The following is a 21049-nucleotide window of genomic DNA, read 5'->3' as shown; positions in this document are numbered from 1 at the left end:
GATCTAGTTGGCGTCCTGATTAGAAGAGGTCGCTGTGCTAGGATCCCCGCTCGAACACGGCCCGCTGGCCGTTCATAAGAAAGCTTTCGTGAGTAGCCATGGTCGACAAACTGACGCATCTGAAACAGCTGGAGGCGGAAAGCATCCACATCATCCGCGAGGTGGCCGCCGAGTTCGACAACCCGGTGATGCTGTACTCCATCGGTAAAGACTCCGCCGTGATGCTGCATCTGGCACGCAAGGCGTTCTTCCCGGGCAAGCTGCCGTTTCCGGTGATGCACGTCGACACTCGCTGGAAATTCCAGGAGATGTACGCCTTCCGCGACAAGATGGTCGCCGAGCTGGGCCTCGACCTGATCACCCACGTCAACCCGGACGGCGTGGCGCAGAACATCAACCCGTTCACCCACGGCAGCGCCAAGCACACCGACATCATGAAGACCGAGGGCCTCAAGCAGGCACTCGACAAGCATGGTTTCGACGCAGCCTTCGGCGGCGCCCGTCGCGATGAAGAGAAATCCCGCGCCAAGGAGCGCGTGTACTCGTTCCGCGACAGCAAGCACCGCTGGGACCCGAAGAACCAGCGTCCCGAGCTGTGGAACGTCTACAACGGCAAGGTCAACAAGGGCGAGTCGATCCGCGTCTTCCCGCTGTCGAACTGGACCGAACTGGACATCTGGCAGTACATCTACCTTGAAGGCATCCCGATCGTCCCGCTGTACTTCGCCGCCGAGCGTGAAGTCATCGAGAAGAACGGCACGCTGATCATGATCGATGATGAGCGCATCCTCGAGCACCTGAGCGATGAAGACAAAGCGCGCATCGTCAAAAAGAAAGTGCGTTTCCGTACCCTTGGTTGCTACCCGTTGACGGGCGCGGTGGAGTCCGAGGCCGAAAGCCTCACGGACATCATTCAGGAAATGCTCCTGACGCGAACTTCCGAGCGCCAGGGCCGTGTCATCGACCACGATGGCGCAGGCTCGATGGAAGACAAAAAACGTCAAGGTTATTTCTAAGGGGCTGTCATGTCGCATCAATCTGATTTGATCAGCGAGGACATCCTCGCCTACCTGGGCCAGCACGAACGTAAAGAACTGCTGCGCTTTTTGACCTGCGGTAACGTCGACGACGGCAAGAGCACTCTGATCGGGCGCCTGCTGCACGACTCCAAGATGATCTACGAAGATCACTTGGAGGCGATCACCCGCGACTCGAAAAAAGTCGGCACCACCGGCGAAGACATCGACCTCGCGTTACTGGTCGACGGTCTGCAGGCCGAGCGTGAACAAGGCATCACCATCGATGTCGCGTACCGCTATTTCTCTACCGCCAAGCGCAAATTCATCATCGCCGACACCCCCGGCCATGAGCAGTACACCCGCAACATGGCCACCGGTGCGTCCACCTGTGACCTGGCGATCATCCTGGTCGACGCCCGCTACGGCGTGCAGACCCAGACCCGTCGCCACAGCTTCATCGCCTCGTTGCTGGGCATCAAGCACATCGTCGTCGCCATCAACAAGATGGACCTCAAGGACTTCGACCAAGGCGTGTTCGAGTCGATCAAGGCCGACTACCTGCAGTTCGCCGAAGGCCTGAAGATGAAGCCCACCAGCATGCACTTCGTGCCGATGTCGGCACTGAAGGGCGACAACGTGGTGAACAAGTCCGAGCGCTCGCCGTGGTACACCGGCCAGTCGCTGATGGAAATCCTCGAGACCGTGGAAGTGGCGGGCGATCGCAACTTCACCGATCTGCGTTTCCCGGTGCAGTACGTCAACCGTCCGAACCTGAACTTCCGTGGCTTCGCCGGTACGCTGGCCAGCGGCATCGTCAAGAAAGGCGACGAAGTCGTGGTGCTGCCGTCGGGCAAGAGCAGCCGCGTGAAGTCCATCGTCACCTTCGAAGGTGAGCTGGAACACGCAGGTCCAGGTCAGGCAGTCACGCTGACCATGGAAGACGAAATCGACATCTCCCGTGGCGACCTGTTGGTGCACGCCGACAACGTGCCGCCGGTGACCGACAGCTTCGAAGCCATGCTGGTGTGGATGGCTGAAGAGCCGATGCTGCCGGGCAAGAAATACGACATCAAGCGCGCCACCAGTTACGTGCCGGGCTCCATCGCCAGCATCGTCAACAAAGTCGACGTGAACACCCTGGAAGAAGGTCCAGCCAGCGCGTTGCAGTTGAACGAAATCGGCAAGGTCAAGATCGCGCTCGACGCGCCGATTGCCCTCGACGGTTACGACAGCAACCGCACCACCGGTGCCTTCATCATCATCGACCGCCTGACCAACGGCACTGTCGGCGCCGGCATGATCGTCGCCCAGCCTTTGGCCCATGGCACCAGCACGCACCACGGCAAGCTGGCCCACGTCGCCACCGAAGAACGCGCACAGCGCTTCGGCCAGCAACCGGCCACCGTGTTGTTCAGCGGCCTGTCGGGCGCGGGCAAGAGCACCCTGGCGTATGCGGTTGAACGCAAGTTGTTCGATCTGGGTCGTGCAGTGTTCGTACTCGATGGCCAGAACCTGCGTCACGACCTGAACAAGGGGCTGCCACAGGATCGCGCCGGGCGTACCGAGAACTGGCGTCGTGCCGCGCACGTTGCGCGTCAGTTCAACGAAGCCGGTCTGCTGACCCTGGCAGCGTTCGTTGCGCCGAGTGCCGAAGGTCGTGAACAGGCCCGGGAACTGATCGGCAAGGAACGTCTGCTGACGGTCTACGTCCAGGCTTCGCCGACCGTCTGTGCCGAGCGTGATCCGCAAGGCCTGTACGCGGCGGCCGGGGATAACATCCCGGGTGAGTCCTTCCCGTACGACGTACCGCTGGATGCCGATCTGGTGATCGACACCCAGTCCGTGTCGCTGGAAGAAGGCGTCAAGCAAGTGCTGGCTCTGCTGCGTGAGCGCGGTGCGATTTAAGCGCTAGCCAGAAATGAAAAACCCGCCGATGAGTGATCATCGGCGGGTTTTTTTGTGTCCTTGAAATCGTCATCGCTGGCAAGCCAGCTCCCACAGTGTTTGAGGTGTTCACGTTTCTTGTGTACGGCGCGATTCCTGTAGGAGCTGGCTTGCCAGCGAAGAGGCCAGTACAGGCACCTCAAGACTTCGCTGGATACTCGCGATGCATCTGTTCCAGCAACGCATCCTTGTTCTGCCACATCTGATTGATCCAGCCCTGGAACTGCAATCGATACTCACCATCCTGGTCGTAGTTCTTGCCGATGAACTGTGGCGGAATCTTCAGCTGCTGAAAACGCACCACCGCGTCTTTCACGCATCCACATAGCAGGTCCCAGAACCAGGAAACCTCTGAAAATCTAAAGTCAGAAGGAATGGCCAGAATCCTTGATCGGAAATGGACTACAAAAAGGTCGGAAGTAGTGAAGTTTAATTGTTTTGTAAGTGAGAATAATATTTGTGGCAGCGTAGAAGTGTTTTCGCGCAACTTGTATCAAGTGAAGCAATTGCAAGGAAGTAGTTGGTGGTTTAAGAAAACTTGTGCTCGAGGATCAAGGTGTGCGAAATAAATTTTTTCCAGTTCCGGTTGGTTATGTTTCTAGTGTTTTTGAAATCGTTTTTTGTGCAGTCGTCTTGTTGTTGTATGTTGTTTTTTTTCTTTATATTTATAGTAAGTTGATAGATGTTCCTCCGGTTCCTGATAAATTAGTTATGGAAGAAGCCTTTGTATATAGAGGGCTTTCGCAAGCTTCAAAGACAACATCTTTTTTGTATCTGAGGGTTGGGGTTGATGAGGCTGCTTATAAATATATCATTGAGGCTTCGAGTCGCGATGTTGTGTACGCGAACTTTGATAAGCCGCGAAAGCTGTGGGTGGCGGTAGATTCTGATCGAAGTAAAAAATTTGTTTGGGGAGTATATGATGATAATTATGGGTTGTTGATAAGTCGTCAGGATATATTGCGCTGGATCAACTCAGTTAATGTTGATAATTATTTTATACTTTCTTTGGCGTTTATTTCGTCATTGTATTTTCTCTATATTATTTTTTGGACTGGTGTTTGGAACAGGTGTGCAGCTAAAAGGATGGCTTGTGAAAATAAATAAGGTTGATGGTGAGGTATTTGTAATTGACGATTTTCTAACTCAGGAGGAGGAGGAATGTATAAATGTTCAACTCAAGGGCTCAGTTTGGAGATACAACTGGCCAAATTATGAGGAGCTTCCGTTTGTTAGGCCTTGTTGGCATGTTTTTATTGCGGGTAAAGGTCGGCCGGATCGGAAATCATGTTTGGATGAATTAGGTAAAAGTGAATCTTGGCGTTTTCTTGTCCGCTTCTGGGAAAGGCTATCAATATTACATGATTTCAAAATCACGTTGTTAGGTGTTTATGCAAATGGGCAAACATTTGGGCAGGACACGATTATACATCGGGATAACAAGACGCACCCAGGGATGACAGTGATCGTATTTTGTAATGAACACTGGCCAACTTCCTGGGGAGGTGAGCTTGTATTCTACGATGACAAAAAAGAAAATATTATTAAATCAGTACTTCCAAAATCGCGGCGTGTGGTGATTTTTGATGGGCGAATTCCACATGCGGCGAGATCGCCTTCAGTAAAGTGTGATCAGGTAAGGATGACGCTTGCGTTCAAAACTGTGATTAAGGAGTAATATATGGCCGGGAAAGCCGAAATATTTGTAGCTGTCGTCAATGATGGTGTAACTATTGGCTCAGGGGCGACTGCAGTAGCAGATCAGTTTTTAGTCAACGGAACTGGAATGGTGTTGCTGAGTCAGTCGGCGCAAACCGGTGCTGTGATAGCGAGTGTTACCTCTGTGACAAAGTTGGCAGGCCCTTATGTTCCGATTGTAAATATGCCCGCCAATGTAGTCGCCGGTACGATAACTTTTCTAAAAATAGGGATCGACTTCAGAGATGGGCGCGCAATCAAGACGGGTGACGTTGTCAGTCTGGTAGGTAATGTTGCGGGGGTGATTGCAACCATGGCTGTTTTGCTAACTGCGCCATTTTCGGTTGTTGCTACCTTGAGTGTTGTAGCTATCGGTACCGGGATATATTCGATTTATAACTCAGAAGTGCTCCATACTATTGCGACAAATGCCAAGAATTTCTTCAGCGATAAAGGGTTGGAAAGCTACCTTGACTATGTATGTGCGCCCGATATGCAGATTGTCCACAAAAACACCCTGAGGGATGTCTACGGCAATCAAATGCTTTCCTGTAATTGGATATCTGAAACCGGAGAGCTACAGCCCTCAGCGGTACCTGTTTTCGATGAGAATATTGGCGGTGGAGGGGTATATGCCCCAATATCTCCTGTTTTACCGGCTCCACCTCCTGACGTTATCCCAGTTGTAACCATTGGACCGCTTGAGGTTAATGATGGCTCTGATGACAGCGGTGATGAGTATGGTTGCTGTACAGGAGGAAGTGATGGTTATGTGTAGCGGCCCGTATGTTTAGATTTTCTGCTCCTCACGTTTGACCTCCGATGTTTAATACAGATTAACTAGCTATTTGACACTCTTAAGAGCTAAGCCCGAGTCAGGCTGAACTTGAGATGGCGGTTGCGTGTGGATAATCGTCAGCCTGGCTTCGTAAAGCTTGCGTGCAATAACGCTCCGACCGGTGTCACTGGAAATGGGCGTCAAGCAAGTGCTGGGTCTGCTGCGTGAGCGTGGTGCGATTTAAGCGCTAGGCAGAAATGAAAAAACCGCCGATGAGTGATCATCGGCGGGTTTTTTTGTGTCCTTGAAATCGTCATCGCTGGCAAGCCAGCTCCCACAGTGTTTGAGGTGTTCACGTTTCTTGTGTACGGCGCGATTCCTGTAGGAGCTGGCTTGCCAGCGAAGAGGCCAGTACAGGCACCTCAAGACTTCGCTGGATACTCGCGATGCATCTGTTCCAGCAACGCATCCTTGTTCTGCCACATCTGATTGATCCAGCCCTGGAACTGCAATCGATACTCACCATCCTGGTCGTAGTTCTTGCCGATGAACTGTGGCGGAATCTTCAGCTCTTCAAAGTGCACCACCACATCCGCAATGTTCCCGCACAACAAGTCCCAGAAACCAGGACGCCCGGCGGGGTAGTGGATGGTCACGTTGACCATCGACTCCAGTTGCTCACCCATCGCATCCAGCACAAAGGCAATGCCTCCGGCCTTGGGCTTGAGCAGGTACTTGAAAGGTGATTTCTGCTGGGCATGCTTGCCCTCGGTGAAGCGCGTGCCTTCGACAAAGTTGAAAATGCCCACCGGGTTGTCGCGGAATTTCGCGCAGGTCTTGCGGGTGGTTTCCAGGTCCTTGCCTTTTTTCTCCGGGTGCTTCTCCAGGTACGTCTTTGAGTAGCGCTTCATGAACGGAAAGCCCAGTGCCCACCAGGCCAGACCAATCACCGGAACCCAGATCAGCTCTTGTTTGAGAAAGAACTTCAACGGTTGGATGCGTCGATTGAGCACGTATTGCAGCACCAGGATGTCGACCCAGCTCTGGTGGTTGCTGGTGATCAGGTACGAGTGCCGGTAGTCGAGGCCTTGCAGGCCGCTGATGTGCCAGCGCGTGCGGCGCACCAGGTTCATCCAGCCTTTGTTGAGGCTGATCCAGGCTTCATGGGTATGGCTCATCAGCCAGCCCGCGATGCGTTGGGTGAGGGCGAACGGCAATACCTTGACGAGCGCCACGCAGAACAGGAACGAGCACAGCAAAATCGTGTTCAAGGCCAGCAGCAGCGCGGCGATCACGCCGCGCAACGGGGCGGGTAGGAAGTCCAGCATTTACACATCCATAGGTCGATTGGCGGCTTGAATCGCGGTCAGGGCGATGGTGTAGACGATGTCGTCGACCTGCGCGCCGCGCGGCAAATCGTTCACCGGTTTGCGCAGGCCTTGCAGCATCGGCCCGAGGCTGACGCAGTCGGCGCTGCGCTGCACGGCTTTGTGGGTGGTGTTGCCGGTGTTGAGGTCGGGGAACACGTACACCGTGGCACGACCGGCCACCTGGCTGTTCGGCGCCAGCTGCCGGGCCACGCTTTCGTTGGCCGCGGCGTCGTACTGCAAGGGGCCGTCGATCAGCAGCGAGTGCTGTTGTTCGTGGGCGAGCAGAGTGGCCTCGCGGACCTTTTCGACTTCCTCGCCGCTGTCCGATTCACCGCTGGAGTAGCTGATCATCGCCACCCGCGGCGTGATGCCGAAGGCGGCGGCCGAGTCGGCGCTTTGCAGGGCGATCTCGGCCAGTTCGCTGGCGCTCGGGTGCGGGTTCATCACGCAGTCGCCGTAGACCAGCACTTCTTCGGGGAACAGCATGAAGAACACCGAAGACACCAGGGTGCAGCCTGGCGCCGTTTTGATCAGCTGCAGGGCCGGGCGGATGGTGTTGGCGGTGGTGTTGATCACGCCCGACACGAGGCCGTCGACTTCATCCAGGGCCAGCATCATGGTGCCGATCACCACGGTGTCTTCGAGTTGCTGCTCGGCCATCGGCGCATTGAGGCTTTTGCTTTTGCGCAACGCGACCATCGGCTCGACGTAGCGTTCGCGGATCAAGTCCGGATCGATGATTTCCAGGCCGGGCGGCAGCTCGATGCCCTGGGCGCGCGCGACGGCCTGCACGTCCTCGGGCTTGGCCAGCAGCACGCAGCGAGCGATGCCGCGGGCCTGGCAGATCGCGGCGGCCTGCACGGTCAGCGGCTCGCTGCCTTCGGGCAGCACGATGCGCTTGTTGGCCGCCTGGGCGCGCTGGATCAGTTGATAGCGGAACACCGCTGGCGACAGGCGCATCTCGCGCGGTGTCCCGCAGCGCTGGTGCAACCAGTTGGCATCGAGATGGCCGGCGATGAAATCGGTGATGATTTCGGCGCGCTCGCGGTCATCGATGGGGATTTCCTTGTTCAGGCCATTGAGCAGGTTGGCGGTGTCATAGGAGCCGGTACTCACCGACAGCACCGGCAGCCCGGCCTGCAGGGCGCCGCGGCACAGGTCCATGATGCGTGGGTCGGGCAGGGTGTCGCTGGTCAGCAGCAGGCCAGCGAGCGGCACGCCGTTCAAGGCCGCGAGGCTGACGGCGAGGATGATGTCGTCGCGGTCGCCAGGGGTCACCACCAGCACGCCGGGCTTGAGCAACTCCACGGTGTTGCGCATGGTGCGGGCGCAAATGATGATTTTGGTCATGCGCCGGGTTTCATAATCACCGGCGTTGAGCACTTGCGCCCCCATCAGGTCGGCGACGTCGCGGGTGCGCGGGGCGTTCAGTTCCGGCTGGAACGGAATGCAACCGAGCAAGCGGAAATCACCACTGCGCAGCAACGGCGAATGCTCTTTCAGGCGCGTGGCGAAGGCGTCCATGCTTTCGTCGGTCTTGACCTTGTTGAGGATTACGCCGAGGACTTTCGGGTCTTTTGGGCCGCCGAACAATTGCGCCTGCAGTTCGACGCGACCGGAGAGCTCGGTCAGCACTTCGTTTTCCGGTGCCGAGACCAGGATCACCTCGGCGTCGAGGCTCTTGGCCAGGTGCAGGTTGACCCGTGCGGCGTAACTGGCGCTGCGGGTCGGCACCATGCCTTCGACGATCAGCACGTCCTTGCCGATGGCCGCCTGCTGGTACAGGGTGATGATTTCTTCGAGCAACTCATCGAGTTGACCGTCGCCGAGCATGCGCTCGACATGCGCAAGGCCCAGTGGCTGAGGCGGTTTCAAGCCGTGGGTGCGCGCCACCAGTTCGGTGGAGCGTTCCGGGCCCGTGTCGCCCGGATGCGGCTGGGCAATCGGTTTGAAAAAGCCGACCTTGAGCCCGGCGCGCTCAAGGGTACGCACCAGCCCGAGGCTGATGGAGGTCAGACCCACACCAAAGTCGGTGGGCGCGATAAAAAAAGTTTGCATGCGGATTCTCTGGAGGTGCATTGCAAAGGCGATCATCTATATCTGACGATCTACCGAAATTCAGTCGCCAAGGTTATCGCTAACCGTGCCTTGTGCGCACCAACCGCAATCAAAGGGCTGGCCTATTTTTTCCTGGCGCTGCACAGGGTCCATGACCCAGACGCGGGATTGCCAGGGCGGCTGGTGCCGCAGGTGTTGGGTGTGGCCGCAGGAAAGCTCGGCCACCCAGTGGCCGTCCTCGTCTTGATGGAAGCCTGTGACCGTCGAATCCCGTTTGTCCGGGTTGTGTTCGCTTTCGGTCGATTGCTTCGCTAAACTTGGCCTTTCAATCTTCTTATGCAAAAGGTCTCGCCCCATGCTGATCGCCGCCAATAAGGCTGTCTCCATCGACTATACCCTGACCAACGACGCTGGTGAGGTCATCGACAGCTCCGCCGGCGGCGCGCCGCTGGTCTACCTGCAAGGCGCAGGCAACATCATCCCGGGCCTGGAAAGGGCTCTGGAAGGCAAGGCTGTCGGCGACGAGCTGACCGTAGCCGTTGAACCGGAAGACGCTTACGGCGAATACGCTGCCGAACTGGTCAGCACCCTGAGCCGCAGCATGTTCGAAGGCGTCGACGAGCTGGAAGTGGGCATGCAGTTCCACGCTTCCGCTCCGGACGGCCAGATGCAGATCGTGACCATCCGTGATCTGGACGGCGACGACGTGACCGTTGACGGTAACCACCCGTTGGCCGGTCAGCGCCTGAATTTCCAGGTCAAGATCGTTGCCATCCGTGACGCCAGCCAGGAAGAAATCGCTCATGGCCACGTCCATGGCGAAGGTGGCCATCACCACTGATTTCTGCGCTAAGCTCAGATAACTGGAGAGGCGCCCCGAGGGCGCCTTTTTAGTCTGCGGCTGTCCCTGACGACACCGCCAAGTGGCTGTTTCGAGAAGAACACGGGAATCTGGAGTACGCCATGAGTGCTTTTCACGACCTTAAATTGACAGCCCTGGATGGACAGGAGCTACCTCTGGCGCCTTTCAAAGGCCAAGTCGTATTGGTGGTCAACGTCGCCTCCAAATGCGGCCTGACCCCGCAGTACGCGGCGCTGGAAAACCTCTACCAACAATACAAGGGCAAAGGCTTCAGCGTGTTGGGCCTGCCGTGCAACCAGTTTGCCGGGCAGGAGCCGGGGACCGAGCAGGAGATCAAGGATTTCTGCAGCCTCAACTATGGTGTGACCTTTCCGTTGTCCAGCAAGCTGCAAGTCAACGGGCATGACCGTCATCAGTTGTACCGCTTGCTGGCGGGCGAGGGCGCGGAATTCCCCGGCGATATCACCTGGAACTTCGAGAAGTTCCTGCTGGGCAAGGACGGCCGCGTACTGGCGCGGTTCTCGCCACGCACGGCGCCGGATGATCCGACCATTGTTCATGCGATTGAAAAAGCGCTGAGCTGATTCCCCTCCCCTGTAGGAGCGAGCTTGCTCGCGATGAACCTGAGAACGCCGCGCTGTGCCTGGATTACAGTGTCATCGTTGACGACCATCGCGAGCGGGCTCACTCCTACAGTACTCCCTGCCTTTTGACCCTTAATCACGCTGATCAATAATGCTGTTCAATGCGTTGGACTCTCCATATTATCACCGTCATAAAGTCCTTCTTCCGTGGAGCGTCCCATGCCCGTAAAAGCCCTGTTCAAACCGTTCCACCTCGGCACCCTCGAATTGCCGACCCGTGTCGTCATGGCGCCGATGACCCGCTCCTTTTCTCCGGGCGGCGTGCCGAATTCCAAAGTGATCGAATACTACCGTCGTCGCGCCGCTGCGGGCGTCGGCCTGATCATCACCGAAGGCACCACCGTCGGTCACAAGGCTTCCAACGGCTACCCCAACGTTCCGCACTTCTATGGTGAAGCGGCGCTGGCCGGCTGGAAGAAAGTCGTCGACGCCGTTCACGCCGAAGGCGGCAAGATCGTTCCGCAGTTGTGGCATGTGGGCAGCGTACGTCGTATCGGCACCGAACCGGACGCCAGCGTACCGGGCTATGGCCCGTCGGAAAAAATCAAGGACGGCCAGGTCGTTGTGCACGGCATGACCCAGCAGGATATCCAGGACGTGATCGCCGCGTTCGCCCAGGCTGCCAAGGATGCCCAGAGCATCGGCATGGACGGCGTGGAAATCCACGGTGCCCACGGTTACCTGGTCGACCAGTTCTTCTGGGAAGGCAGCAACCAGCGTACCGACGAATACGGCGGCAGCCTGGCCAACCGTTCGCGCTTCGCCATTGAATTGATTCAGGCCGTGCGTGCCGCAGTCGGAGAAGGTTTCCCGATCATCTTCCGCTTCTCCCAGTGGAAGCAGCAGGACTACACCGCACGTCTGGTGCAAACCCCGGAGGCGTTGGGCGAGTTCCTCAAACCGTTGGCCGATGCTGGCGTGGATATTTTCCACTGCTCGACCCGCCGCTTCTGGGAGCCGGAGTTCGAGGGTTCCGAGCTGAACCTGGCTGGCTGGACCCGCCAACTCACCGGCAAGCCGACCATCACCGTGGGCAGCGTCGGCCTGGATGGCGAGTTTCTGCAGTTCATGGTCAACACCGACAAGGTGGCACAACCGGCCAGCCTGGAAAAACTGCTGGAGCGCCTGAACAACGATGAGTTCGACCTGGTGGCGGTCGGTCGTGCGTTGTTGGTGGACCCGGACTGGGCACAGAAAGTGCGCGATGGTCGTGAGGAAGACATCCTGCCGTTCAGCCGCGAGGCGTTGATGACACTGGTATAAGCGGCGTCTGCAGTGACGCCATCGCCGGCAAGCCGGCTCCTACAGGTGTTTTCAGAATCTGTAGGAGCCGGCTTGCCGGCGATAACGTTCGCCAAAACACCAAAGATTCAAGGCACGGTGGGTGCATTCGGCACCACCATCTCCCCGGTACAAGCCCCCCGCAACTGTCCCTCGAACTGCTCGATGATCGTCGCCCAGCCTTGGCGACTGGCATGCTGGCGTGCATTGAGCCGCACATTGCGCAAGGTTTCCCTGTCCTCCAGCAGCCATGCCGCTGCATCGCAAAACGCTTCTTCATCCCCCGGCATCGCCAACACACCGTTGTAGCCATGACGAATATGCTGGGCCGCCGCTGCCTGATCGTAGGCCACCACGCCGAGTCCCGAGGCCAGTGCTTCAAGCACCACATTGCCGAAGGTTTCAGTCAGGCTCGGAAACAGAAACACGTCGCCCGACGCGTAGTGACAGGCCAGGGCTTCACCCCGCTGGGTGCCGCAGAAAATCGCCTCGGGCATTTCGTTTTGCAGTTCCTGGCGCTGCGGACCGTCGCCGACCACGATCAGTTTCAGGGTGCGCCGGGGATAACTCGCCTTGAGGGTATTGAAGGTGCGTTTGAGCAAGCCAAGATTCTTTTCCGGGGCCAGGCGTCCGACGTGAATGACGACGATGTCTTCCTCGGTCAGTCCCCATTGCTCGCGCAGGGCACTTAATCGTTTGGCCGGGTGAAACAACTCACTGTCGACCCCTCGGGAGAGCAACGCCAGTCGTTCGAAATGCCGTCGTTCCAGCTCCAGGCGCTGACTGACGCTGGGCACCAGGGTCATGGTCGAACGGTTGTGGAACCAGCGCAGGTAGTGAGTCAGCAGGCGCGTGAGCAAACCTAGGCCGTACTGGTTGGAGTACTGCTGGAAATTGGTGTGGAAACCGCTGACCACGGAAATCCCCAGACGCCGTGCCGCACGCAAGGCCGACAGGCCCAACGGACCCTCGGTGGCAATGTAGAGCACGTCCGGACGGTGACGCGTCCAGCGCCGCAGCAGCTTGTGCATCGACGACTGACCCCATTGCAGACCGGGATAGCCCGGGAGCGGCCAACCGCGGCACAGCAGCAGTTCATCGTCGCTGGCCGACTGCTGGTCACAGCTCTGGCGTGGTCGCACCAGTTCCACCTGATGCCCTCGCGCGCGCAAACCGTCGCACAAGCGACCCAGGGTATTGGCCACGCCGTTGATTTCCGGAGGGAAGGTTTCGGTGATCAGGGTGATATGCAGAGCTGTCGTCATGACCCCAGTGTCGGCTGGGGCGATGTCGTCAGTGTGACGTCGGGATGATGGATTTGTGACGATGCAAACTTGTGTTCATCAAGCCTGGGCAGTTGAAACCGAGGCCGGTTACGCAGAATCCGATTCAGGAAACAGCGCACCGTTCGCCTGGACTGTCAGTTTTGAGAGGTTGTTTGCACGCTGTCGCAGGGCTAAAAAGGTTCCGCTTGCCGGCAATTCCGCCGCGAACTGGAGCACTAATATCATGACCGACCAGACAAAAAATCCATATCAATTACAACTTTCGTCAGAGGTGGCAAAAGGAACTGACGCAGTCGCGGTGAATCCGCCAACGACTCTTTACCCCCCACAAAACAGTCAACATGCCCCTGGATACGTGATGTTAGCGGGGGACTGTTTACAAGGCGCCAAGGTTCACATTTTGAATCCGGATAACACCATCTGGGCCGAGGCTATCGTTGAAGGCAAAAAGTGGCGATACCTCCATAAGTGGGTCGAGGGTCAGTGGTCCGTCAGGACTGGACAGATTGTGAATGGAGTGCCCTCCTATCCAAGCGTAGAGCGAAGGTTCACTGTGTCCGTAAAAAGCGATGCGCCATTGATTGCGGCACCCGTGGACGATAGCCGATACCGGCAAGGCCCTGTGCCAATTGTCGTGGGCTGTGACCCTGCAGCGAGCGCTGTTCAGATACTGAACTATGACGATAGTATCCTAGGCTCGGCCACAAAATTAATGCCTGGTCTTTGGCGTTTCACCCGTTCGTGGGACCGCGGTCTCAAGGGCGTCAAAGCGGTGGCGTTTGTGAACGGCATGTCTTCTTCGCCTAGCGGGATGATTATGTTTCAAGTTGAATAATCGAGTCGGAGAGGGCAATTCGCGAAACTGTTTTCATCTCCCCGCTGCAGGCGGTCAAATTCGAAGGTGACGGAGTACGGCCCCTCCTGAGGAATCTGCGGCAAGGATCAAGCGTCCTTACCGCAGGTTTTTTACCAAACGTCTCTGGGAGAATCAGGTCCGCTGATGAAGGGTCTTCAACTGGTTCTGCCAGTTTGCTGCCTGCATGACGTCTGTCATCGGGCAGGAATCCCCCGCGCCTCGGCACCCCGCTCACGCACCCAGAACAACGTCGCCCCCGCCACAGCCGCCGGCATCATCAGGATGTTGACCACCGGAATCAGCAACACCAGATAAACACTCCCGCCAAAACTCATGCTCTGCCAGCGCTTCTCGCGCAGCCAGCCAAGCATTTCGTTCCAGCCCAGCTTGTGGTTGTCCGCCGGGTAGTCGATGTACTGGATCGCCATCATCCACACCCCGAACAATAGCCATAGTGGCGCGGCGATGATGTTCACCACCGGGATGAACGAGAGGATGAACAGCCCGATCGCCCGCGGCAGGAAGTAGCCGAGCTTGCGCATTTCCCGGGCCAGGGTGCGCGGGATCATCGCAATCAGTTCGCCCCAGCTGAAGGCCGGAAAATCATCGGTGCCGCGCACCACCACTTCGACTTTCTCCGCGAGGAAGCCGTTGAATGGCGCGGCAATGACGTTGGCGAGCATGGTGAAGGTGAAGAACACCATCAGCACGACGAGGACTACGAACAGCGGCCAGAGGATGTAGCTGAGAAAACTCAGCCAGTCGGGCAGGGACGGCATCAGCGTGTCGACCCACAGGCTGAATTGATGGCCGGCCAGGTAGATCAATCCGACGAACAGCACCAGGTTGATCGCCAGCGGCAACAACACAAACAAACGCAGGCTGGGGCTCAGCACCAGCTTGAGGCCTTCACGCAGGTATTGCGGGCCGGACAGAACAGGGGCGGGCATAAGGTGCTCCGGGCAGAGGGTAAACGCGCCGACCTTACCGGCTTTGCTTCACAGGCGAAAGCGCGGTGGCGGTATCGACATTCACTGTAACAAAGACGTCGATATCGTCGGGCAGATTGCATAGAGACCACCTATGAGCTGGATTGTTAATCCGTATTTCCTTAATCTTCGCCCCCTCGATACGCTGCACCCAATCTTTTTACAGGACGGTCGGGTTCAAGCCTTCCCCAAGTGCTTTCAACCGTTCTTTTTTATTCCAGCCGGCAATCCGGCGTTCCGCGCCAGGTGTTCCGGGCCGGTCAACAGGAGCAGGTCATGTCTGAAGTCCGTCATTCGCGAGTGATTATTCTCGGTTCCGGCCCTGCCGGTTACAGCGCCGCGGTCTATGCCGCCCGTGCCAACCTCAAGCCACTGCTGATCACCGGCATGCAGGCCGGCGGTCAACTGACCACCACCACCGAAGTCGACAACTGGCCGGGCGACGTCCACGGCCTGACCGGCCCGGCGCTGATGGAGCGGATGCGCGAGCACGCCGAACGCTTTGAAACCGAGATCGTTTTCGATCACATCAATGCCGTGGACTTCGCTGCCAAGCCGTACACTCTGACTGGCGACAGTGCGACCTACACCTGCGACGCCCTGATCATCGCCACCGGCGCCAGTGCTCGTTACCTGGGCCTGCCGTCTGAAGAAGCGTTCATGGGCAAAGGCGTCTCCGCCTGCGCAACCTGCGACGGTTTCTTCTATCGCAACAAGCCGGTTGCCGTGGTCGGCGGTGGCAACACCGCTGTCGAAGAAGCCCTGTACCTGGCCAACATCGCCAGCAAAGTTACCCTGATCCACCGTCGCGAAACCTTCCGCGCCGAGAAGATCCTGATCGACAAGCTGAACGCCCGCGTTGCCGAAGGCAAGATCGAGCTGAAGCTGAACGCGACCCTGGACGAAGTACTGGGCGACAACATGGGCGTGACCGGTGCCCGCCTGAAGAACAACGACGGCAGCTTCGACGAAGTGAAAGTCGACGGCGTGTTCATCGCCATCGGCCACACCCCGAACACTTCGTTGTTCGAAGGCCAGCTGACGTTGAAAGACGGTTACCTGGTCGTGCAGGGCGGCCGTGACGGCAACGCCACCGCCACCAACCTCGAAGGCATCTTCGCCGCCGGTGACGTGGCCGACCACGTGTACCGTCAGGCCATCACCTCGGCTGGCGCCGGCTGCATGGCGGCACTGGATGCCGAGCGTTACCTCGACAATCTGCAGAACGCTTGATTCTGCTTTCGTCGAAATGAAAAAACCGGCTTCGGCCGGTTTTTTTATGCCCACAATTTTATGCCTGAGCACATTCCAGTGTGGGAGCGGGCTTGCTCGCGAAGAGGCCATCAAATTCAACATCATCATTGCCTGACACACCGCATTCGCGAGCAAGCCCGCTCCCACATTTAATTGATGTCGCCCACAAATGTTGTGCTGGCCTCAAATCCCTTGTGGGATTTGCTTTCACGCCAGTTTTGCCAGGCACGCCTCAAGAATATCCAGCCCTTCTTCCAGCACTGTCGCCTCAATGGTCAAGGGCGCCAGCAAGCGAATGATGTGCCGCGATTTGCCACTGGGCATCAGCAGCAGGCCCGCATCCCGCGCCAAAGCCAGCAGTTGGGCCAATTGTGCCGGGGCGGGCGAGCCATCGGCGTTGATCAGCTCGATGCCGCGCATGGCGCCGACGCCGGTCAGGCGTCCCAGATACGGCGTCAGGTTGTTCAAACGCCAGGTTTCATAGCGGCCGACAATCGCTTCTTCCTGCTGTGTGCCCCAGGCGTGCAGGTTGGCATCGGTCATTTCATCCAGCGTTGCCAGTGCGGCGGCGCAGGCGATGGGATTGCCCGAGTAAGTGCCACCGAGTCCGCCCTTGGGCAGGTTATCCAACAGCGATTTGCGCCCGACCACCGCCCCCAGCGGTACGCCGCCGGCGATGCTTTTGCCGAGCAGGACCAGGTCCGGTTCGATGCCCAGCCGCGAGAACGCGAACCGCTGGCCGGTGCGGCCGAAACCGGACTGGATTTCATCGGCGATCAGCACAATGGCCTTGTCGTCGCACAACTTGCGCAGCGCCTGGGCGAACTCGACGTCCATGGCCAGGAAGCCCGCTTCGCCCTGCACCGGTTCAACGATAAAGCAGGCGACGTCTTCGACATCAATCTCGACGCTGAACAGGCGCTCCATGGCTTTGAGGGCTTCGGCGCAGGTCACGCCGTTGTCCGGGCCGGGAAAGGGCAGGTGATACACCGGCCCCGGTAGCACGCCGATTTTCTGTTTGTAGGGCGCCACTTTGCCATTGAGGTTGAGCGTGGCCAGTGTGCGGCCGTGGAATGCGCCGTCGAAGGCGATGACCGCGCTGCGACCGGTGGCGCCACGGACGATCTTCAGGGCGTTTTCCGCCGCTTCCGCGCCGCTGTTGGTGAGCATGCCGCTGACCGGGTAACCCACCGGCATGAACGCACTGAGGCGATCCATCAGTTCGAGGTAAGGCACATGGGGCGCCGCGTTGAACGCATAGTGGGTCAGCCGCGTGGCTTGTTCGCGAATGGCCTCGACGATGCGCGGATGGCAATGGCCGAGGTTCAGCACGCCAATGCCACCGACAAAGTCGATGTAGCGTTTGCCATCGGTGTCCCAGACCTCGGCATTCTTGCCATGGCTGAGCGTGACAGGGTGAACGATGTTGATCGACTGGCTGATGGTTTCGCTGCGCATGAATGACCGACTCGGAAGAAGGAGGACTTCTTTTTATCTAAGCCGTGAGCGGTGCTACGGGGCAAACGAAATAAAGTTGCCGGGTCAATCTTAAAAGTCGGGACGTGCTGTGGAACACCTGTAGGAGCGAGCTTGCTCGCGAAGGTGGTGAACGATTACGCGTAAAACCAGATGCCCAGCGGCGCTCTTGGTTTCATCGCGAGCAAGCTCGCTCCTACAGTTTGATTAGCGGCGAGTCAGTGGCTGTTGGGTGAACTTCACGCCAGCCAGGCCGTGGGCAATCAGCGCCCGGATGTTGCCGTGGTCGCTGCCTTCTGGCGTTGCCAGCACCGAGCGGTAATGCTCGCCGAACGCCAACAGCGCTTCTTCATCGCTCAAGCCTTCGAGCAGCGCCAGACCCAAGGTCTTGCACGAGCCTTCGTTCTGCCCGGCCGCGTTTTCCACACCGCCGTTGTTGAAGGCCTGAGGCTGGTAGTCGTAACCGCCTGCAATGAACGCCAGGGTATCGGCGAAGGCGTGCTCGCCGCTGTTGAGGCTGGCGCGCAGGGTGTTCAAATCACTCATTGGGTTTTCCTTTGGCGAATGCCGCCTGTTGTTCGGCGCTGGCTTCTTGCTGATATTGGGCTTTCCATTCGGCGTACGGCATGCCGTAAACCACTTCGCGGGCTTCGTCGAGGCTGACGTCGATCTGGCGCTCGTCGGCCGCCGCCTTGTACCACTTGGACAGGCAGTTGCGGCAGAAGCCCGAGAGGTTCATCAGGTCGATGTTCTGCACATCCTTGCGGCTGTCCAGGTGGGCCACCAGCCGACGAAAGGCGGCGGCTTCGAGTTCCAGGCGTTGTTGATCGGTCATGGGGGTCTCTGCGAGACAGCTGCAAGCGGCAAGCTTGAAGCTGCCAGTTGATTGGCGATGAGTCCGAGTTTACAGCTTGCCGCTTGAAGCTTGTAGCTAGCGGCTCGCTGCAAGCGTTATCGACACCGACTCGGCGAATCGCAGCGCGTGGGGCTTGTCGACCTCGACTTCGGCGTAGAGCACCGATGCGTTGGCCATCACCAGGTCGAGAATTTCCTGGGTCAGGCGTTCGAGCAGCGCAAAGCGGTTGCCTTCCACGTGGGCGATGATCGCCTTGGTGATCGTGCGGTAGTTCAGCGCGTGATCGATGTCGTTGTCACGTACCGCTTCCTGCGCCGCGTACAGAATGGTGAGGTTGATCAGCACATCCTGCTTGTTGAGGATTTCGTCCTCATTGATGCCGATGAAGGTACGCAGGCACAGGTCTTTGACCCGGATGCGTGCCATGCCTGGCTGAAGTTGTGGCATTGCTACTTGCTCCGTCCAATCAATTGCAGGAACTCCTGGCGGGTGTTGCTCGACTCGCGGAAGGCGCCGAGCATCACGGAGGTGTTCATGGTCGAATTCTGTTTCTCGACGCCGCGCATCATCATGCACATGTGCTGCGCTTCGATGACCACTGCGACGCCTGCCGCACCGGTCACCTGTTGCACGGCGTCGGCGATTTGCCGGGTGAGGTTTTCCTGGATTTGCAGACGCCGGGCGAACATGTCCACCAGCCGCGCAATCTTCGACAGCCCCAGCACCTTGCCGGTTGGAATATAAGCCACATGCGCCTTGCCGATGAAGGGCAGCATGTGGTGTTCGCAAAGCGAATACAGCTCTATGTTGTCGACGATCACCATTTCATCGTTGTCGGAGGCGAACAGCGCGCCATTGACGATCTCTTCGACACTTTGTTCGTAACCATGGCAAAGGTACTGCATGGCTTTGGCTGCGCGCACCGGGGTGTCGAGCAGGCCCTCGCGGTCTGGATTCTCACCGAGGCCGATGAGGATCTCTCGATAATTCTGGGGCAGGGATAACGTCATGGAAAATCCTCGCGGGACACTTATTTGATGTGCCTTCCGCCGTTGACGGTCAGGGTGGTGCCGGTGACATAAGGGTTGTCGAGCAGATAGCGCAGGCTCTGGTAGATCACTTCGCAGCCGGGTTCGATGCCCAGCGCGGACTTGGCCAGTGCCTTGGCGCGGTAGGCCGCGTCGTCTTCAGGGTTGAACAGTAGCAGGGCCGGCGCAATCCCGTTGACCTTGATGTCCGGTGCGTATTTGGCGGCGAAGGACAGGGTCAGGCTGTCGAGTCCGGCTTTGCTGGCGCAATAGCCGATGTGCTTGCTGCTGCCCTTGCGGGTCACGTCATCGCTGATGTGCACGATGTCTGCGGGGCTCGAGCGTTGCAGCAGATCGGCGCAATGCAGGTTGATCAGGTAGGGCGCCAGCATGTGCACGCTGAACATGCGGGTGAACGCGGCGGCGTCAGTGTCCGGTGTTTCGGCAAGCCATTCGGAGGCGTTGTGGACAATCGCCCGCAAACAGTCTGTGTGGGTTTTCAGTTCACTAATGAAGGCGAGGATCCCGGCCTCGCTGGCGAAGTCCGCGAACACGGCGGTGGCCCCCAGGTCGCGCAGGGCTTGTACGCCGGGCCGCTCGCTGCGGTAGCTGAAAATCACGCGATGGCCGTCTTCCAGCAATCGCCGGGCGCAGTGCAGGCCGACACGCTGGCCGGCGCCGGTAATCAGGATAGGGGCTGCGGAAGAGGTCATGAACGGCTCGCGTCGCGGTGAGAGCAAAACTATACCAGCGACGGCAGCGCTCTACCTATTATGCAAAACGGGCCTGTGTGGGAGCGGGCTTGCTCGCGAAAGCGTTGTGTCAGCCGGAACAAATGTTGACTGACATACCGTCTTCGCGAGCAAGCCCGCTCCCACAAGGGTTGTCAGTGGTTTTGGGTAGTGGGTTGTGCGGGCAAGGGCCGCGTAGAGGCACTGTTCAGCCAGGTGGCAAGCAGTCGAGTCGACAAAGGGATGAAGAAATACACCATCAGCGGCGTCAGGCACAAGGTGCTGACGAGCACGCGGGGCAGTAGCGCCATCTCGCCCAGCAATGGCCCCAGCACAAAGTTGAACAGCAGCGAGACCGGAAAGAACGCCAGCCAGATCGCCACGGCCTGTTTCCAGCGTGGCGGGCGTTGGCCGGCGACGCCAAACCAGCCTTCGATGCCGCTGACCCGGTGTTCTGTCGGGTGGGCGAACAGGTCGCTGCCGCGTCCGAGCCAGGCGCTGCGAGAGACGGAATGTTCCCAGGCGTGCAGGGTCTGTTCGTCGGCGAAGCGGAAGATAATCTGGAATTCGTCATCGTCGGGCGGCGGTGCGAGTACGCCGGAGCCGAGGTAACCGGGAAAGTCGGTGGCCAGTTGTTCGCCTTCGCGCAGCCAGGCGATCAGGTCCTGATAACGTCCATTGGCAACGCGGCGCGCAACCATCAGCGTGACGGGTGGGGTAGACATTGTGTATCTCCATAAGGCATTTGCGTCGCTCCGGATAGGGGCTTCGCCAGGCGCAGCGCCGGGGTGGTGGGCTGCGACTTGAAACTAGCAAGGATTATTCCTGATTCTGCCCGTGGCGTCTGTGACGTTTATCCGCTCAATCGCAGTATCGATTTTTTACGGAAACTTTACGGGGCGGCGGCGTTAGAATAACG

Annotated in this window: 22 protein-coding genes and 1 pseudogene; 10 read left to right on the top strand and 13 right to left on the bottom strand. The window is 58.3% G+C overall.

All coding sequences use genetic code 11. From position 1 onward, the window contains the following. Positions 1–98 precede the first annotated feature (98 nt). Both cysD and cysN read left to right on the top strand, forming a co-directional pair. The gene (gene cysD, locus AB7M25_RS25865) at positions 99–1016 is read left to right on the top strand and encodes a sulfate adenylyltransferase subunit CysD (protein WP_007970286.1); all 918 of its coding nucleotides are present in this window, start codon (positions 99–101) and stop codon (positions 1014–1016) included. 9 nt (positions 1017–1025) lie between these two features. Beyond that, positions 1026–2924, top strand: coding sequence for a sulfate adenylyltransferase subunit CysN (cysN, locus tag AB7M25_RS25860; RefSeq protein WP_103394176.1), 1899 nt, complete (start codon positions 1026–1028; stop codon positions 2922–2924). 178 nt (positions 2925–3102) lie between these two features. Here cysN and AB7M25_RS25855 read toward each other — a convergent pair. Continuing rightward, a pseudogene (locus AB7M25_RS25855) lies at positions 3103–3303 on the bottom strand (acyltransferase); the annotation flags it as partial. Positions 3304–3521: 218 nt separating this feature from the next. On the opposite strand from AB7M25_RS25855, the gene AB7M25_RS25850 reads away from it, so the two are divergent. Genes AB7M25_RS25850 through AB7M25_RS25840 form a run of 3 tightly spaced genes read left to right on the top strand, consistent with a single transcriptional unit; the run spans position 3522 to position 5439 of the window. After that, positions 3522–4070, top strand: a complete 549-nt coding sequence (locus AB7M25_RS25850) for a hypothetical protein (RefSeq protein ID WP_454238156.1) — start codon at positions 3522–3524, stop codon at positions 4068–4070. Continuing rightward, positions 4057–4641 carry a 2OG-Fe(II) oxygenase gene (locus tag AB7M25_RS25845; protein WP_429519586.1) on the top strand — a complete coding sequence of 195 codons (585 nt, stop codon included), beginning with the start codon at positions 4057–4059 and terminating at the stop codon, positions 4639–4641. Before AB7M25_RS25850 ends, AB7M25_RS25845 begins: the two co-directional genes overlap by 14 nt. Before the next feature lie 3 nt (positions 4642–4644). Beyond that, positions 4645–5439: a hypothetical protein gene (locus tag AB7M25_RS25840; RefSeq protein ID WP_429384146.1), complete on the top strand. Its 795-nt coding sequence runs from the start codon at positions 4645–4647 to the stop codon at positions 5437–5439. 422 nt (positions 5440–5861) lie between these two features. Here the strand turns inward: AB7M25_RS25840 and AB7M25_RS25835 are convergent, their stop codons facing one another. From AB7M25_RS25835 to AB7M25_RS25825, 3 genes are read right to left on the bottom strand one after another with little or no spacing between them, the layout of a single operon-like run. Then, positions 5862–6767 (bottom strand): acyltransferase, encoded by a 906-nt coding sequence (locus tag AB7M25_RS25835; RefSeq protein WP_454238155.1) that lies wholly within the window; start codon positions 6765–6767, stop codon positions 5862–5864. Then, positions 6768–8867: a phosphate acetyltransferase gene (gene pta / locus AB7M25_RS25830; RefSeq protein WP_429384142.1), complete on the bottom strand. Its 2100-nt coding sequence runs from the start codon at positions 8865–8867 to the stop codon at positions 6768–6770. It lies immediately after the preceding gene. Between the two features lie 60 nt (positions 8868–8927). After that, positions 8928–9254, bottom strand: a complete 327-nt coding sequence (locus AB7M25_RS25825; RefSeq protein WP_454238154.1) for a DUF3565 domain-containing protein — start codon at positions 9252–9254, stop codon at positions 8928–8930. Between AB7M25_RS25825 and AB7M25_RS25820 the strand changes: the two genes are divergently transcribed. The 3 genes from AB7M25_RS25820 to AB7M25_RS25810 all read left to right on the top strand — a co-directional run bounded on the left by AB7M25_RS25820 (position 9223) and on the right by AB7M25_RS25810 (position 11636). After that, entirely contained in the window at positions 9223–9708 is a 486-nt protein-coding gene (locus tag AB7M25_RS25820) for an FKBP-type peptidyl-prolyl cis-trans isomerase (protein ID WP_007986735.1), read from the top strand. The two genes, AB7M25_RS25825 and AB7M25_RS25820, sit on opposite strands and share 32 nt — an antisense overlap. Positions 9709–9830: 122 nt before the next feature. Beyond that, a complete protein-coding gene (locus AB7M25_RS25815; protein WP_429384139.1) occupies positions 9831–10313 on the top strand; it encodes a glutathione peroxidase in 483 nt (160 codons plus the stop codon). Positions 10314–10532: 219 nt separating this feature from the next. Further along, positions 10533–11636 (top strand): NADH:flavin oxidoreductase, encoded by a 1104-nt coding sequence (locus AB7M25_RS25810; RefSeq protein ID WP_429384137.1) that lies wholly within the window; start codon positions 10533–10535, stop codon positions 11634–11636. A 107-nt stretch (positions 11637–11743) separates the two neighbouring features. On the opposite strand, the gene AB7M25_RS25805 is transcribed toward AB7M25_RS25810, so the two are convergent. Continuing rightward, positions 11744–12943, bottom strand: a complete 1200-nt coding sequence (locus tag AB7M25_RS25805) for a glycosyltransferase family 4 protein (protein ID WP_429384423.1) — start codon at positions 12941–12943, stop codon at positions 11744–11746. Positions 12944–12974: 31 nt separating this feature from the next. Here AB7M25_RS25805 and AB7M25_RS25800 point away from each other — a divergent pair, with 31 nt between their 5' ends. Further along, positions 12975–13775, top strand: coding sequence for a hypothetical protein (locus AB7M25_RS25800; protein ID WP_429384135.1), 801 nt, complete (start codon positions 12975–12977; stop codon positions 13773–13775). 215 nt (positions 13776–13990) lie between these two features. Here the strand turns inward: AB7M25_RS25800 and cysZ are convergent, their stop codons facing one another. Further along, a complete protein-coding gene (gene cysZ, locus AB7M25_RS25795; protein WP_429384132.1) occupies positions 13991–14746 on the bottom strand; it encodes a sulfate transporter CysZ in 756 nt (251 codons plus the stop codon). A 315-nt stretch (positions 14747–15061) separates the two neighbouring features. Between cysZ and trxB the strand changes: the two genes are divergently transcribed. After that, the gene (trxB, locus tag AB7M25_RS25790; protein ID WP_007970300.1) at positions 15062–16018 is read left to right on the top strand and encodes a thioredoxin-disulfide reductase; all 957 of its coding nucleotides are present in this window, start codon (positions 15062–15064) and stop codon (positions 16016–16018) included. Positions 16019–16246: 228 nt separating this feature from the next. On the opposite strand, the gene AB7M25_RS25785 is transcribed toward trxB, so the two are convergent. From AB7M25_RS25785 to AB7M25_RS25755, 7 genes are all read right to left on the bottom strand, one after another. Then, the gene (locus tag AB7M25_RS25785; protein ID WP_454238153.1) at positions 16247–17497 is read right to left on the bottom strand and encodes a 2-aminoadipate transaminase; all 1251 of its coding nucleotides are present in this window, start codon (positions 17495–17497) and stop codon (positions 16247–16249) included. 225 nt (positions 17498–17722) lie between these two features. Further along, a complete protein-coding gene (locus AB7M25_RS25780; RefSeq protein WP_429384128.1) occupies positions 17723–18061 on the bottom strand; it encodes a HopJ type III effector protein in 339 nt (112 codons plus the stop codon). Beyond that, positions 18054–18350: a DUF1244 domain-containing protein gene (locus AB7M25_RS25775; RefSeq protein WP_007970303.1), complete on the bottom strand. Its 297-nt coding sequence runs from the start codon at positions 18348–18350 to the stop codon at positions 18054–18056. The genes AB7M25_RS25780 and AB7M25_RS25775 overlap by 8 nt, the downstream gene beginning before the upstream one ends. A 96-nt stretch (positions 18351–18446) precedes the next feature. Continuing rightward, positions 18447–18818, bottom strand: coding sequence for a dihydroneopterin triphosphate 2'-epimerase (gene folX, locus AB7M25_RS25770; RefSeq protein ID WP_007970304.1), 372 nt, complete (start codon positions 18816–18818; stop codon positions 18447–18449). A gap of 2 nt (positions 18819–18820) precedes the next feature. Further along, on the bottom strand, positions 18821–19381 hold the full coding sequence (gene folE, locus AB7M25_RS25765) for a GTP cyclohydrolase I FolE (RefSeq protein WP_102701473.1): 561 nt from the start codon (positions 19379–19381) through the stop codon (positions 18821–18823). 20 nt (positions 19382–19401) lie between these two features. Continuing rightward, positions 19402–20112: a dihydromonapterin reductase gene (folM, locus tag AB7M25_RS25760; RefSeq protein WP_429384124.1), complete on the bottom strand. Its 711-nt coding sequence runs from the start codon at positions 20110–20112 to the stop codon at positions 19402–19404. A 173-nt stretch (positions 20113–20285) separates the two neighbouring features. Beyond that, complete coding sequence (locus tag AB7M25_RS25755) at positions 20286–20855, bottom strand: antibiotic biosynthesis monooxygenase (protein ID WP_429519599.1); 570 nt, start codon at positions 20853–20855, stop codon at positions 20286–20288. Positions 20856–21049 lie beyond the last annotated feature (194 nt).

The sequence above is a fragment of the Pseudomonas sp. AP3_22 TE3818 genome, from assembly GCF_053628995.1.
Note: the sequence above shows the minus strand (reverse complement) of the source record. Positions and strands in the feature narration are given on the sequence as shown.

Bases quoted from the DNA above. Each gene is read 5' to 3' on its own strand.
- cysD (WP_007970286.1), top strand. From the start codon at position 99: ATGGTCGACAAACTGACGCATCTGAAACAGCTGGAGGCGGAAAGCATC.
- cysN (WP_103394176.1), top strand. From the start codon at position 1,026: ATGTCGCATCAATCTGATTTGATCAGCGAGGACATCCTCGCCTACCTG.
- AB7M25_RS25840 (WP_429384146.1), top strand. From the start codon at position 4,645: ATGGCCGGGAAAGCCGAAATATTTGTAGCTGTCGTCAATGATGGTGTA.
- AB7M25_RS25835 (WP_454238155.1), bottom strand. From the start codon at position 6,767: ATGCTGGACTTCCTACCCGCCCCGTTGCGCGGCGTGATCGCCGCGCTG.
- pta (WP_429384142.1), bottom strand. From the start codon at position 8,867: ATGCAAACTTTTTTTATCGCGCCCACCGACTTTGGTGTGGGTCTGACC.
- AB7M25_RS25820 (WP_007986735.1), top strand. From the start codon at position 9,223: ATGCTGATCGCCGCCAATAAGGCTGTCTCCATCGACTATACCCTGACC.
- AB7M25_RS25825 (WP_454238154.1), bottom strand. From the start codon at position 9,254: ATGGAGACAGCCTTATTGGCGGCGATCAGCATGGGGCGAGACCTTTTG.
- AB7M25_RS25815 (WP_429384139.1), top strand. From the start codon at position 9,831: ATGAGTGCTTTTCACGACCTTAAATTGACAGCCCTGGATGGACAGGAG.
- AB7M25_RS25810 (WP_429384137.1), top strand. From the start codon at position 10,533: ATGCCCGTAAAAGCCCTGTTCAAACCGTTCCACCTCGGCACCCTCGAA.
- cysZ (WP_429384132.1), bottom strand. From the start codon at position 14,746: ATGCCCGCCCCTGTTCTGTCCGGCCCGCAATACCTGCGTGAAGGCCTC.
- trxB (WP_007970300.1), top strand. From the start codon at position 15,062: ATGTCTGAAGTCCGTCATTCGCGAGTGATTATTCTCGGTTCCGGCCCT.
- AB7M25_RS25785 (WP_454238153.1), bottom strand. From the start codon at position 17,497: ATGCGCAGCGAAACCATCAGCCAGTCGATCAACATCGTTCACCCTGTC.
- AB7M25_RS25780 (WP_429384128.1), bottom strand. From the start codon at position 18,061: ATGAGTGATTTGAACACCCTGCGCGCCAGCCTCAACAGCGGCGAGCAC.
- AB7M25_RS25775 (WP_007970303.1), bottom strand. From the start codon at position 18,350: ATGACCGATCAACAACGCCTGGAACTCGAAGCCGCCGCCTTTCGTCGG.
- folX (WP_007970304.1), bottom strand. From the start codon at position 18,818: ATGCCACAACTTCAGCCAGGCATGGCACGCATCCGGGTCAAAGACCTG.
- folE (WP_102701473.1), bottom strand. From the start codon at position 19,381: ATGACGTTATCCCTGCCCCAGAATTATCGAGAGATCCTCATCGGCCTC.
- folM (WP_429384124.1), bottom strand. From the start codon at position 20,112: ATGACCTCTTCCGCAGCCCCTATCCTGATTACCGGCGCCGGCCAGCGT.
- AB7M25_RS25755 (WP_429519599.1), bottom strand. From the start codon at position 20,855: ATGTCTACCCCACCCGTCACGCTGATGGTTGCGCGCCGCGTTGCCAAT.